This is a genomic window from Granulicatella sp. HMSC30F09, from assembly GCF_001806915.1.
In the GTDB taxonomy this organism is placed as follows: Bacteria; Bacillota; Bacilli; order Lactobacillales; family Aerococcaceae; genus Granulicatella; species Granulicatella adiacens.
In genome coordinates this window covers 61,555-74,474 of the sequence record NZ_KV786429.1, presented here as the reverse complement: position 1 = coordinate 74,474, position 12,920 = coordinate 61,555, and the positions used below count along the sequence as shown (strand labels likewise).

Genomic DNA, 12,920 nt, shown 5'->3' with positions numbered 1-12,920 from the left:
TAGCAACCAATGTGAATTACTGACTCTAGGGTTGTAACCCGTAGAGTCAGTTTGAAGCTTGATAGGAGTTGAGACGTAAGGCTCAATCCGGTGCCCCATTACCGCTACTATGAAGATATCCGTAAAGAATTGAAGTTATAACTCTTTCAACGAAAGGCACAAGGAGGAAAGCTGATGACGAAGCTAGCGACAATATGTTATATCGATAATGGGAAAGAGTTCTTACTGTTATTACGCAACAAAAAGCCAAACGATGTCCATGAGGGCAAATACATTGGCGTTGGTGGCAAACTCGAAGCAGCAGAGACTCCGGAAGAATGTGCCGTTCGTGAAATTTTTGAAGAAACAGGACTGACGGCGACAAAGATGGAGATGAAAGGAATCATCACCTTTCCAGAATTCACCCCAGGACACGACTGGTATACGTATGTCTTTCGGGTAACGGAGTTTTCAGGAGAGCTGATTGATTCGCCAGAAGGGACGCTAGAATGGGTGCCTTACGATGAAATCCTCCAGAAGCCATCTTGGGAAGGAGACCGCATTTTTCTAGAGTGGATTTTAGGACAGGAGCCGTTCTTTTCTGCGAAGTTTAATTATGAAGCAGGCGAATATGTTAGTCACAATGTAGAATTTTATGGAGAAAGAAAGTAAAGGAGAGACTATGGTAACAACTTACGAAGCTGGAAATTATGATGTAGTTGTCGTCGGTGCTGGACATGCCGGCAGTGAAGCGGCGCTAGCAAGTGCACGTATGGACGCAAAAACATTATTACTCACAATGAATTTAGAAATGGTGGCCTTTATGCCATGTAACCCATCTGTAGGCGGACCTGCCAAAGGGGTTGTCGTGCGTGAAATCGACGCTCTTGGGGGCGAAATGGGTCGCAACATCGATAAAACATATATTCAAATGCGTATGCTGAACACTGGGAAAGGTCCTGCTGTACGTGCCTTACGCGCTCAAGCAGATAAGCATTTATACGCGCAAGAAATGAAGAAGACAATCGAGAAGCAAGACAACTTGGATTTACGCCAAGGAATTGCGGAAGAATTGATTGTTGAAGATGGCGTATGTAAAGGGGTTATCACAAATACAGGTGCCATCTACCGTTCAAAAGCGGTGGTCTTAACGGCCGGAACTTCTTCTCGTGGTCAAATTATTATCGGGGAATTGAAATATTCATCGGGTGCCAATAACTCACAACCATCGATTAAATTATCAGAGAACTTACTCGAATTAGGCTTTGAATTGGCGCGTTTCAAAACAGGAACTCCGCCACGTATCAAAGGCTCATCCATTGATTATAGTAAAACAGAAATCCAACCAGGGGATGACACGCCAAACTTATTTAGTTTTACATCCAAAGACGAAGACTACCGCTACGACCAAATTCCTTGTTGGTTAACGTATACGAATGAAGGCACTCATGAAACGATTCGTGAGAACTTACACCGTGCACCGATGTTTACAGGGATTGTAGAAGGGGTCGGCGCGCGTTACTGTCCATCGATTGAAGATAAAATCGTTCGTTTCAGCGACAAGCCTCGTCACCAAATTTTCCTAGAGCCAGAAGGGGAAAATACGGAAGAAGTGTATATTCAAGGATTGTCGACTTCTCTTCCAGAAGACGTGCAAATCAAGATGATTCGTAGCGTGGAAGGGTTGGAAAATGCGGAGATGATGCGTACGGGTTACGCCATCGAGTACGATGTGGTCGTGCCGCACCAATTGAAAAATACTTTTGAAACAAAACTTGTCCAAAACTTATTCACTGCCGGGCAAATGAACGGAACGAGTGGATACGAAGAAGCAGCGGGGCAAGGGCTCTATGCTGGGATTAATGCCGTGCGTAAGATTCGCGGAGAAGAGCCATTTATTCTTGGCCGAAGCGATGCGTATATCGGCGTATTGGTGGACGATTTGGTTACAAAAGGAACGACAGAACCTTACCGTCTATTGACTTCTCGTGCGGAATATCGTCTCTTACTTCGTCATGATAATGCCGATTTACGTTTAACGGAAAAAGGACGCGAACTAGGATTGATTGACGACGAACGTTATGCTGAGTTCCAAGCAAAACAAGAAGCGATTGAAGCCGAAATCAAACGGATGCAATCGCTTCGCTTGAAGCCAACTGCCGAATTACAAGCGTTCTTGGCCGAAAAAGGATCTGCAGAATTGAAAGACGGCATCCTTTTAAGCGACTTGTTGAAACGTCCAGAATTAAGCTATGACGAATTAGTAAGTTTTGCTGGTGAAACGGTGGAAGTTTCTCGTGAAGTGAAAGAACAAGTAGAAATCTCGATTAAATACGAAGGCTATATTGCCAAAGCGATTGAAAAAGTGGAGAAATTAAAACGCATGGAAGCCAAACGTATTCCTGCCAATATCGATTATGATGCGATTAACGGTCTTGCGACAGAAGCGCGTCAACGGTTGAAATTAATTCAACCAGAAACGATTGCGCAAGCGAGCCGTATTAGTGGGGTGAACCCAGCCGACGTATCGATTTTGATGGTCTATATCGAACAAGGCAAGATTGCTAAAGTGCAAGAATAAGGAGGCGCGTATGAAACCAGAAGAATTTTATCAGAGACTCCAAGAAGTGCATGGGATTACACTGTCGGATGTACAAAAGAAGCAGTTCGACCAATATTTCCATCTATTAGTGGAATGGAATGAAAAGATGAACTTGACGGCGATTACGGATGAAGAAGGCGTGTATTTGAAGCATTTCTATGATTCATTGGCGCTTGGATTTCATCATGAATTGACCGACCAAACGCTTTGCGACGTGGGTGCGGGCGCAGGATTTCCAAGTATTCCGCTAAAAATCGTCTTCCCAGACTTAAAGGTGACGATTGTGGATTCGTTGAATAAGCGCATTACATTCTTGAATACATTAGTGGAGACGCTTGGACTAAAAGACGTACAGTGTTTCCATGACCGTGCTGAAACCTTTGGGCAAAACAAAGATTTCCGTGCATCGTTTGATGTGGTGACTGCTCGTGCCGTTGCTAAACTCAGTGTACTGAGCGAATTTTGCATGCCACTCGTGAAAAAGCATGGGTATTTCCTCGCATTAAAAGCGGCGCATACAGAAGTTGAGCTGGAAGAAGCGAAAAAAGCGATTGCGATTCTTGGCGGGAAAGTAGAAGGGGATGTCTCTTTCGACTTGCCATATGAAGGCGGAAACCGTCATGTTGTCACGATTTTAAAGACGAAGGAAACGCCAAATAAATATCCTAGAAAACCGGGGCTTCCATTGAAGAAGCCGTTATAAACGAAAACCTCCTAGAATTTTTCTAGGAGGTTTCTTGTTTTACATTAGATAGATGGTGTTACGCATTAAATTTATTTAAGATACTTTCGATATTTTTGATCAGTACCGAAACCGAGCCATCCGGATTATTAATGAATTCGACCATTTCCTTGTTTTCGTAGATTTCACTTGGAATGGTAATTTCGATACCGTTGTCGAGTTTGAATTTCTGCTTGCTATATTTGCGTTCGTATTTGGGCACGTTCGTTACGGCGATTTTCTCTGGAACGCGTCCTTCGGTGATGGCCAACTGTGCGGCTTCACGTGCGAGCGTTTTTTCCTCGAACACCTTGTCGAAGATAGCTGCGGCGTCGATTTCGTCGTGTTCTTCAAGCTGGTGGAAGATGGCTTGTTGCGTCGTTGCCAGCGCTTTGTACGGTTCCTCGTCGTGTTTTTTCGCGATATGAGTGACCGTTTTTTTGATTTCCTTGATTTGTTCTTTCGTTGTCACCGGTACAGTAATTTCTAAGAATTTTTCAGAGAAATAGGCAGTCTTTTGGCCTTCGATTACCACTTTTTTCTCGATTAAGGTATAGTTTCCGTTTGATAAATCTACGATGAACGCTTCCGAAGGTTTTTGCGTCGCGTTTGGCAAGATTGCGTGATTTTGCAAGATGGTATTGCTAACGGCTTCGCCTTCATAATCGACAAAGTGTGTGACTTTTGAACTGTAATCGAGGCGAATCATTCCAAAAAGTGTGCCGCCTGTATCGCTTGTTCCCGTAAAGAATAGGTAGTCTGCTGGTCCGATTTCTTCTGCTGGTGCAATAAGAGCAAAGAGTTTATCGGATAACTGTTGCGTCTTTTCTAAGAAAGAAATTCCTTCGTCTACTAGATATCCAAGAAGCGGTTCGCTAGAAGCTAGTTGACCGATATGTGGATCGCCTTTTTTGATTTTATCCACGAGTTTTGTAATGTATTCAATGAGAAATGGATCACTCAGTTGCAGTGGGGCCTGAGATAATAGTAAGTTTCCTGAATTTTTATCTAAAATATGTAAAACGGCTTCGTTAATGAGCATGAAAGTGCTCCTTTCCTATTTCATTCGATAGAAAATATTATATAATAGAAAAATAGATTTGTAATGAGAAATGAGGAGAATTAGCCATGACGGTTTTGACGAAGATAGATACACCACTAGGGGTGATGATTGCTGCAAGTGATAAGGTGGCATTAACCGGTTTGTGGTTTGAAGGGCAAAAATATGAGTGTGCCTTTGTGAAAAATCCAAAATGGGATGATTCACTAGCACTTTGGGAACCAGTAAAAACATGGATTAATCAGTATTATCATGAGAAAACTCCAGGAACTCCTTTGTTTTCGATTGCTTATGAAGGAGGAACTCCTTTTCAACAAAGTGTTTGGAATACGTTGCTAGAAATTCCGTTTGGAGAAGTATGGACTTATAATGAAGTTACCCACCGTGTCAGTGAGAAGATAGGTAGAAAAACCTCCCCTCGTGCAGTCGCAAACGCTATTGGGAAAAATCCAATTGCGCTTCTCGTCCCATGTCATAGAGTCGTTGCGACAACAGGAAAATTAACAGGATTTGCGGGAGGATTGAACAGAAAAACTACTCTTCTAGAGTTGGAAGGACATCAAATACAAGGAGATACAGTGATCCATAATGAAGCTTAAAATAATGAAAGTAATCGTTTCGGCATTTACTGCCTTAATGATTGCACAAGCATTCAATTTGTCGACCCCCTCTGCAGCTGCCATTATTGCGATTTTAAGTGTAATGGATACAAAGAAAATCTCTTTAGCGGCCACTAGTCAACGATTAGCTGCAGCCCTATTGGCACTTTTGGTCGGTGGAATCGTCTTTTGGGCTTTTGGTTTTGATGCGATGAGTTTTGGAATTTACTTATTATGTTATATTCCGATGGCTTATTTATTAAAAGTAGAAATTGGAGTCGCACCAAGTACGGTGTTAGTCATTCATCTTTGGACGCAACAACAATTAACGTTCTCTTTGTTTGTGAATGAAATGCTTCTTGTGACGATTGGAGCGGGAGTTGCTATTTTATTCAACTGGTACATGCCATCGTACCGTGAACATATTATTGACATTCGTGAAGAAATTGAATCAAAAATGAGAGAAGTTCTATTGAAAATGTCTGGATTTTTATCCGTTGGAAATGGAAAAAATGATGGAGAAGTTCTTCAAATTGTGAAAGAAAAATTGAAAGCGGCTAGAGAATATGTTCGCTTAGAATCAGAGAACCATCTAACAAGTGAAATCACCTACGATGAACAGTACTTTGAAATGCGACGCGATCAAACAAAGTTATTAGAAATTATGGCGGTCAATTTAAATGAATTTCGCTGGGATGGGGAAGAAATGGCCATCTTGTCTGAAATGTTTAAACAGACGGCAGAGCAATTAGCAGAGCAGAATACAGCGAGTCAACTCATTGATGAGATTGAAGCCATGTTAGAACATTTTCGAGAAAGACCTTTGCCGCAAACAAGACGCGAATTTGAGAAAAGAGCGCAATTATATCAATTATTAAGAGACTTGAAACGATTCGTGCAACTGAAAGTCGATTTCTATCAAACTTATGGTGTGCATTATTTCAAGAGAAAAGAGAAGAGTAGAAATTCTTCCAAAAGCAATTAAGAAGGTTAGGAAATAATCCTATCTTTTATTTTCAATAAGACAAATGAATTTAATTCTTAAGGAGTCTTGGTTTTATCCGATAAAACTAGGGCTTTTTATGTTTGCTAATCAATATACTGAAGTGGAGAAGGAATGAGGGAGGAATTTATAGGGAGGTTATTTTATGGAAAAGAAAGAGTTGTCGGAAGTAGTTCATCTAGCTAAAGCAAATAATGAGGAGGCAATTACCGAGTTGTTAAAGAGATTTGAGCCTTTAATTGCCAGTATGAATCATCATTATTTCTTTCATGAGATGGATCAAGAAGATTTTGCTCAAGAAGCTAGAGTCATGATGTTACGAGCATTAGATAAATATAATGAAGACCATGCTGTTTCATTTGCAGGTTATTATCAACGCTGCCTAAAAAACTTAGCAGTAGAGTGTTTGAGAAGGGAGCATCGACAAAGAGTAGTTCCTCATAATCTTCTAATCCATGGAGATAAAGGGGAGCTAGCGTTGATGTCAGCTTCCGTAGAATCTTGCGAGAAACAAGTATTTTTACATGAAGATGCGGAGGAATACTTCCATCACTTATCTCGTTTTGAAAGAGAAGTTTTTCTGGGGGTGTTAGACGGACAGACGTTTGAAGAGATGGCAGATCACTTCGATAAGTCGGTTACCTCTGTAAAAGGGGCTCACAAACGGTGTAAGAAGAAATTCAAAGAACAAATTTGTAGAGGATAAAGAAATTCAACTTAAGACTACCAATCTTACGCTGTTTATAGTACAATAGCACATGGCGTTTTTGCCGATGAGGTTCGAAACCATCCCTCAATAAAAAACTAGGAGGCAGTAACATGCAAAATAAAAAATCAAAATTGATTGTGATTAACGCAATCATCGCAGCGCTTTATGTGGTCGTAACATCATTAACAGCATTTATGGCATTCGGAGATGTTCAATTCCGTATTGCGGAAATGTTGAACCACTTATTCGCTTTTGACAAAAAATACGGAATCGGTGTGGTTGCCGGTGTATTACTTGTCAACTCAGTATTTATGTCAGCGTCTGGTCTAGGTTTGTATGACTTAGTATTCGGATTAGGGCATACCATTGCTTCATTCGCTATCAGCGCACTTTTCTTCAAATCAGTGAAAGACGTTAAAACACGTATGTTTGTTTTAGCAGGTGTCTTCAGTGTGATGATTTTCTTAGTAGCGATTGAATTGAACTTAGCATTAGGTTTACCATTCTGGTTAAGCTACGCGCAAACATTCTTTGGTGAAATCGTCGTATTATTAGCGGGTATTCCGTTGATGACGGCATTAAACAAAGCCATCGATTTGAAAAAATTAATCAATGATTAATCAACAGACGTCTGGGCTCTATGCTTGGGCGTTTTTTGATTGCAAGAACTCACTATTTTATGTAGAGTTAAGAGGAGACCTAAAGGAGGAATACAGATGGAGTTATTAAGCATTCCAGTAGGACGTTTAGAAGAAAATGTCTACTTTTTAATTGATCAAAATAAAGAAACCGTGATTTTTGACCCAGGTGCACAAGCCGAGGATATTAAACAATTAATTAAAGAAGAAGGGTTGAAGCCAGTAGCGATTGTATTAACACATGCGCACGGAGACCATATCGGAGCAGTAGATGCGCTTCGTGAAGAATACAATATTCCAATGTATATGAATGAGTTGGAAAAAGTATTTTTACACGATCCTGAATTGAACCGTTCATATTACTCTGGAGAAAATATTACCACTAAGCCAGCGGATGGGTATTTCCCTAAAGAAATGGGCAAATGGAAAGTTGGAAGTTTTGAACCGGAATTAGCGCATATTCCAGGGCATTCACCTGGTGGAACCATCTTTATTTTCAGAGAAAATGGATTTGTTATCGGTGGGGACGTGATGTTTAAAGGCAGTGTTGGACGTAGTGATTTCCCATACGGAAGCCATAAAGAATTAATGGAAGGCATCCACAAATACTTATTGCCATTACCTGCTGAAACCGTGATTTTCCCAGGACACGGGGAGCCAACAACGCTAAAAGATGAAATTGCGACAAACCCATTCTTAAATGGGGCAACAAGATAAGAGGCGAAATGATGATTTTTGATACGCATACGCATTTAAATGTATCTGCGTTTAAAGGAGAAGAAAAAGAGGTTATCGCGCGTGCAAAGGAACTTGCAGTGACGCGTTTTGCGGTGGTGGGATTCGATAAGGACACGATTACACGAAGTCTTGAGCTCAGTGAAGAGTTCAAAGAAGTGGTTTCGATTATCGGATGGCATCCAACCGAGGCCTACCAGTACAATAAAGAAATCGAAGAATGGTTACAGGAACGCTTGACGCATCCACAAGTGGTCGCGATGGGGGAAATGGGTCTGGATTACTATTGGAAAGATTCAACGCCCGAGGAACAAGACAAGGTGTTCCGTCGCCAAATCGCGATTGCCAAGGAAATGAAATTGCCGATTGTGATTCATAACCGCGATGCGACAGAAGATTGCTACAAGATTCTAAAAGAAGAAGGTATTCAAGACATCGGGGGTATTATGCATAGTTATAATGGCGACGTGGAATTTATGAAGCGCTTCTTAGATTTAGGCATGCATATTTCCTTTAGCGGTGTGACGACCTTCAAAAACGCGCCACAAGTTCGTGAATGTGCAAAATTAGTTCCATTCGACCGTATGTTAGTGGAAACTGATGCGCCGTATTTAGCGCCCGTGCCTTACCGTGGAAAGAGAAACGAACCTGGATATACGCGCTATGTCGTTGAAACGATTGCCAAAGAACGCGGCCTTGCTTGGGAAGAAGTGGCCCACCAAACCACACAAAATGCCATCAAGTTATTCCGTATGGAAGAAAGAGGCTTGCTATGAATCCAGTCATTGTCGTAGAAGGGCGAGACGATACAAGACGCTTGAGAGAAATCTATCCGGATATCGAAACGATTGAAACGAATGGCTCGGCGATTGACGAAGAAACGATTGCGCTCATTCAAAAGGCACTTCAAACACGTGAGGTGATTGTGTTTACGGACCCAGATTATCCTGGGACTCGTATTCGAAACATTATTCAAGAGCACGTACCTGGTGTAAAGCATGCTTTTATCGAACGTGCAGAAGCTGTCAGAAAAGACAATCATAAGAGCCTTGGGGTGGAACACGCTAGTACTGCGTCTATTCAGCGAGCGCTCGAATCGGTGCATGAGATTTCAACAGAACCCGGAAAGCCAGTGATTTCGCAGGCAACCCTGATGGCGCTTGGGTTTATCGGACAACCAGATTCAGCAACAAGACGTCAAAAGGTAGCGGATTTTCTAAAAATTGGCCATACGAATGGAAAACAGTTCGCGAAAAGATTACAATTATTTGGTATTACAGAAGAACAATTAAGGGCGGCACTCGAGGCTGTCTTAGAAAATGAGGACAAACATGAATGAAATAAAGGATATCGCGACGCCGAAAAGAACGCGCGAGATTATGGAACGTCATGGGCTAACGGTAAAGAAGAGTCTAGGGCAAAACTTCCTGATTGAACCGAATATTTTAACGCGTATGCTAGAGGTGGCAGGAGTCGACAAAACGACAAACGTCATTGAAATCGGACCAGGGATTGGTGCGTTGACCGAACGTCTAGCAAGAGAAGCTAAACAAGTGCTGGCGTTTGAAATCGATGGCCGTTTGTTGCCAGTGCTCGATGAAACATTGGCCCCATACGATAACGTAACGGTGGTTCATAGCGACATCTTGGACGTCGACTTGGAGCAAGTCATCGGAGAGCATTTCGACATTAATGAGCCGTTATTAGTCGTGGCCAACTTGCCGTACTATATTACAACGCCAATCATTATGAATTTATTGGAATCAAAATTACCAATCGATGGTTTTGCGATGATGATGCAAAAAGAAGTGGCGCAACGAATGACGGCAGAGCCAAATTCGAAGGCGTATGGATCCTTGACGATTGCGATTCAATATTTCTGCGAAGCAAGCATCGGATTTATTGTGCCGAAGACGGTCTTCAATCCAGCTCCGAATGTGGATTCTGCGATTTTGGTGTTGAAACGTCGGGAAAAACCACTTGTAGAAGTGAAAGACGAAGCGAAATTCTTCGCGCTCGTGAAAAACAGCTTCGTGCAACGTCGTAAAACGTTATGGAATAATTTAACTAAAGCTTATGTTGGGGATAGCCATACAAAAGAAAGCTTAGCCGCTGCATTAGAAGCTGCAGGTATCGACCCAACCAGACGTGCAGAAACACTGACAATTGAAGAGTTCGCACGCTTAAGTGATGCACTTTAGTGGCAGATACACTCTCAGGAGAAGAACAAGTTTAAAAAGATGATACCGAAGGAACTTACGGATTGGTTTATTACTGCGATGATAAACCAATCCATAAGAAATCATAGGTATCATCTTTCTTTTACACGAAAATCTATTAAAAAATATTTTAAATAGGTGTTGCATTTTACATCCCTCAGGAGTATAATCTACTTAAAGATAAATTTAAATAGAAAGAAGTTGAGGAGATGGCTGTTAATGAAGTAATGTCTGCTCTTTCGGACGAAACGCGCCGTCAAATTTTAGAAATTCTGCGTAAAGGGAAGACCAATACAGGTGATTTAGCGGAGTTAATTGGGATGACGCCGCAAGCTTTGTCTTATCATCTTAGAAAATTAAAACAAGCTGATTTAATCTACGAAACACGTTATAAAAACTTTATTTATTATGAATTGAATTTGACCGTACTGGACGAAGCCATTGTATGGATCAATCAAATTATTGGGGGAAAATAACATGGAACAAGTAAAACAAATAAAAAAATATACTTATATTGCATTGATGTTCGCACCACTCGTTGTGGCTCTAGTGGTGGTGTGGTTCTTACCGGAGACCATTGTATCTAATTTCGACTTTTCTGGAAATGTTACTGGCACTGCCAATCGATTTACAATTTTAATTTATCCAGTGATTGTCGCCATTGTTGGATTTATTATTCGTATTGCTAGCACTTCTCCTAAATTAACAGGAGGGAATGTGAAGACCGCTCGTTCTATTAGTTGGTTAGTTCTACTATTACTGAATGTTGTTGCTTATTTCCAATTTTGGTTGTATTTAAATGGAGTGACGATTGGGACACAAATAGGACGTTTTTTGACATTCATCCTTGGGATTTTCTTTATCCTGATTGGAAATCTCTTTCCTAAGATTAAAGACAATACAAAATACTTTGGATTCCGTGCGTCATGGCTAAAAAATAATGATGTAGCTTTCCGAAAAACACAACGATTCTTTGGTTTTGCTTCTATTATTGCTGGACTATTAATGATTTTAACAGCAATCTTTATGGTAAATAATATTGCAATATTGGTAGCTACGATGATTCTAGTAGTGGTGGTAGCAGTAACTGGTGGGTATTCTTACTACATTGCGAATGTTGAGGAAGCATAAAAGAAAATAAGCTTTCATCTCGAAAAGGATGAAAGCTTATTTATTTTATTCTAGTCTAGGCCTTCTGGAAGTATGACTGTAATATCTTTTTCATGCATTTCAAAGTCGGTAGCCCATCGGCAGTTAAATTTTATAGTGTCAGTTTGCTCGTTATAAGTGAGCAATCCAATAGTGTTTAACGTACTCTTATGACAAAGCAATAGTTTTTTATTACTTATATCCATTACTGTGTCAATATTAGGTGAGATATGAATAGAATAAGTTCCTAATTTTATTGTCATCATTTTTACTCCTCCATTAAATCAATAGAATCACGATTCAGATTCAGAAAAGAATATTCTTCTTTATTTAACGGAATGATTTGAATGAGCTCTCCCGCAATTCTTACTTTCATCAATCCGAGATTCGTGAAGTGTAATTGTTTGGTTTCTGGGCAGATATATATACGTGCACTGCTGTGATAAGTAGGTGGAGTTAATACTATTAGTTCTTCGTTTTCTTGATGAATCACTTCAAAAGAAAGAGGAATTTGAACCGTATAATCTCCAACGGAAAAATCTTGGAATGTCATTCTATCCCTCCTGAATGATTAATGAATCCTTCGAAAGATGGGTTAAGGATGTATTGAAATTCATCAGGAAACGCTATCTCAACGAAAATTTGATTTTGATTAATAGTGTAAGATGCGTTACCGCCATTTATAATATCACAGCTATCTGTGTCAGAGTTATATAGGATAAATAAGTAAGTTTGAAGGGTACGAGAAGATATAATCTTTAACCCTTCAGTTAACTGAAACCCAAGTAAACCTGTGCCTAGATGCACTGTATAATTTCCTAGAGTAAAAACTGACATAGTTGACCTCCTGTTACGGTCTTAGGTAATTTCCATACATATCATAGGTACTAATGCGAGGTCCATTTCGATTAAAAAGTTTCGAGAATCTCCCACTTGTTGTAAGTAATGATTGTACAAAATTATTAATGTGTTAAAAAATAGTAAATGGTGCTTCCTACAAAATAAGTGAGAAAACCTAAAACTCCAGCAATAATATATCCCTTACGATCGTCTTTCATGATAGTTCCTCCTTTTACATTGCTCCTCCAGGTCTACTCAAATAGATTCTTCTGGTATTTGGATAATTTCTGAAGTAATTAATCGCACGGCTAACCCATTCAGCGGAACTTGCTCCTGTTCAGTTAACCACTACACCATCAACAATATATCCGACAAGCACCTCACCAAGAAAGATAAGTATTCTTCCGATAAATCCGCGTGGAGCCCTTTTTTGAGGACTTAAAATAATTGTATCCCCATTCTCAAAAATAACACTATTTTCATTAGCTTCAACAGGTTGATAAGATGATGTTTCTGAAGCTAATATTTTACTTTTATAAAGAGAGGGGCCAAACGAACTAAAAAATGTGATTAATATCAAAAAAGAAATCAAAATTTTTTTCAATGTATTCAACTCCTAAATAGTATTTTTGAGAAGATTCCTACACTTAAGGCCTCCTTTCGAAT

Annotated in this window: 18 protein-coding genes and 1 riboswitch; of the genes, 13 read left to right on the top strand and 5 right to left on the bottom strand. The window is 40.2% G+C overall.

From position 1 onward, the window contains the following. Window positions 1–174: 174 nt before the first annotated feature. The 3 genes from HMPREF3103_RS06800 to rsmG are packed head-to-tail and all read left to right on the top strand — an operon-like array spanning window position 175 to window position 3,284. Window positions 175–651, top strand: coding sequence for an NUDIX hydrolase (locus HMPREF3103_RS06800; RefSeq protein WP_070438573.1), 477 nt, complete (start codon window positions 175–177; stop codon window positions 649–651). 10 nt (window positions 652–661) lie between these two features. Beyond that, window positions 662–2,560 carry a tRNA uridine-5-carboxymethylaminomethyl(34) synthesis enzyme MnmG gene (gene mnmG, locus HMPREF3103_RS06795; protein ID WP_070438570.1) on the top strand — a complete coding sequence of 633 codons (1,899 nt, stop codon included), beginning with the start codon at window positions 662–664 and terminating at the stop codon, window positions 2,558–2,560. Between the two features lie 10 nt (window positions 2,561–2,570). Next, complete coding sequence (gene rsmG, locus HMPREF3103_RS06790) at window positions 2,571–3,284, top strand: 16S rRNA (guanine(527)-N(7))-methyltransferase RsmG (protein WP_070438567.1); 714 nt, start codon at window positions 2,571–2,573, stop codon at window positions 3,282–3,284. Window positions 3,285–3,342: 58 nt separating this feature from the next. Here rsmG and HMPREF3103_RS06785 read toward each other — a convergent pair whose 3' ends face one another. Then, on the bottom strand, window positions 3,343–4,344 hold the full coding sequence (locus HMPREF3103_RS06785) for a nucleoid-associated protein (RefSeq protein WP_070438564.1): 1,002 nt from the start codon (window positions 4,342–4,344) through the stop codon (window positions 3,343–3,345). An 86-nt stretch (window positions 4,345–4,430) separates the two neighbouring features. Here HMPREF3103_RS06785 and HMPREF3103_RS06780 point away from each other — a divergent pair, with 86 nt between their 5' ends. The 10 genes from HMPREF3103_RS06780 (at window position 4,431) to HMPREF3103_RS06735 (ending at window position 11,396) form a co-directional block, all read left to right on the top strand. Beyond that, window positions 4,431–4,961, top strand: a complete 531-nt coding sequence (locus tag HMPREF3103_RS06780; protein ID WP_070438561.1) for a methylated-DNA--[protein]-cysteine S-methyltransferase — start codon at window positions 4,431–4,433, stop codon at window positions 4,959–4,961. Next, the gene (locus tag HMPREF3103_RS06775) at window positions 4,951–5,946 is read left to right on the top strand and encodes an aromatic acid exporter family protein (RefSeq protein WP_049555670.1); all 996 of its coding nucleotides are present in this window, start codon (window positions 4,951–4,953) and stop codon (window positions 5,944–5,946) included. The genes HMPREF3103_RS06780 and HMPREF3103_RS06775 overlap by 11 nt, the downstream gene beginning before the upstream one ends. A 163-nt stretch (window positions 5,947–6,109) precedes the next feature. Continuing rightward, the gene (locus tag HMPREF3103_RS06770; RefSeq protein ID WP_070438558.1) at window positions 6,110–6,670 is read left to right on the top strand and encodes a sigma-70 family RNA polymerase sigma factor; all 561 of its coding nucleotides are present in this window, start codon (window positions 6,110–6,112) and stop codon (window positions 6,668–6,670) included. A gap of 63 nt (window positions 6,671–6,733) precedes the next feature. Beyond that, window positions 6,734–6,778, top strand: a riboswitch (PreQ1 riboswitch). 5 nt (window positions 6,779–6,783) lie between these two features. Continuing rightward, the gene (locus HMPREF3103_RS06765; RefSeq protein WP_005606410.1) at window positions 6,784–7,293 is read left to right on the top strand and encodes a QueT transporter family protein; all 510 of its coding nucleotides are present in this window, start codon (window positions 6,784–6,786) and stop codon (window positions 7,291–7,293) included. A gap of 96 nt (window positions 7,294–7,389) precedes the next feature. Next, entirely contained in the window at window positions 7,390–8,028 is a 639-nt protein-coding gene (locus HMPREF3103_RS06760; protein WP_070438555.1) for an MBL fold metallo-hydrolase, read from the top strand. 11 nt (window positions 8,029–8,039) lie between these two features. Continuing rightward, window positions 8,040–8,822: a TatD family hydrolase gene (locus tag HMPREF3103_RS06755; protein WP_070438552.1), complete on the top strand. Its 783-nt coding sequence runs from the start codon at window positions 8,040–8,042 to the stop codon at window positions 8,820–8,822. Further along, complete coding sequence (rnmV, locus tag HMPREF3103_RS06750) at window positions 8,819–9,385, top strand: ribonuclease M5 (protein WP_070438549.1); 567 nt, start codon at window positions 8,819–8,821, stop codon at window positions 9,383–9,385. Before HMPREF3103_RS06755 ends, rnmV begins: the two co-directional genes overlap by 4 nt. Continuing rightward, on the top strand, window positions 9,378–10,247 hold the full coding sequence (gene rsmA / locus HMPREF3103_RS06745; protein WP_070438546.1) for a 16S rRNA (adenine(1518)-N(6)/adenine(1519)-N(6))-dimethyltransferase RsmA: 870 nt from the start codon (window positions 9,378–9,380) through the stop codon (window positions 10,245–10,247). Before rnmV ends, rsmA begins: the two co-directional genes overlap by 8 nt. A gap of 227 nt (window positions 10,248–10,474) precedes the next feature. Next, window positions 10,475–10,741 carry a metalloregulator ArsR/SmtB family transcription factor gene (locus HMPREF3103_RS06740; RefSeq protein WP_005606402.1) on the top strand — a complete coding sequence of 89 codons (267 nt, stop codon included), beginning with the start codon at window positions 10,475–10,477 and terminating at the stop codon, window positions 10,739–10,741. 1 nt (window position 10,742) lies between these two features. Beyond that, window positions 10,743–11,396 carry an SdpI family protein gene (locus HMPREF3103_RS06735; protein ID WP_070438543.1) on the top strand — a complete coding sequence of 218 codons (654 nt, stop codon included), beginning with the start codon at window positions 10,743–10,745 and terminating at the stop codon, window positions 11,394–11,396. A 50-nt stretch (window positions 11,397–11,446) separates the two neighbouring features. Here the strand turns inward: HMPREF3103_RS06735 and HMPREF3103_RS06730 are convergent, their stop codons facing one another. The 4 genes from HMPREF3103_RS06730 to HMPREF3103_RS06715 form a co-directional block, all read right to left on the bottom strand. After that, window positions 11,447–11,680: a hypothetical protein gene (locus HMPREF3103_RS06730; protein ID WP_070438540.1), complete on the bottom strand. Its 234-nt coding sequence runs from the start codon at window positions 11,678–11,680 to the stop codon at window positions 11,447–11,449. Window positions 11,681–11,682: 2 nt separating this feature from the next. After that, complete coding sequence (locus tag HMPREF3103_RS06725) at window positions 11,683–11,967, bottom strand: hypothetical protein (protein ID WP_070438538.1); 285 nt, start codon at window positions 11,965–11,967, stop codon at window positions 11,683–11,685. Beyond that, window positions 11,964–12,251, bottom strand: a complete 288-nt coding sequence (locus HMPREF3103_RS06720; protein ID WP_070438535.1) for a hypothetical protein — start codon at window positions 12,249–12,251, stop codon at window positions 11,964–11,966. The genes HMPREF3103_RS06725 and HMPREF3103_RS06720 overlap by 4 nt, the downstream gene beginning before the upstream one ends. A 340-nt stretch (window positions 12,252–12,591) precedes the next feature. After that, window positions 12,592–12,858, bottom strand: coding sequence for a hypothetical protein (locus HMPREF3103_RS06715; protein WP_070438532.1), 267 nt, complete (start codon window positions 12,856–12,858; stop codon window positions 12,592–12,594). Window positions 12,859–12,920 lie beyond the last annotated feature (62 nt).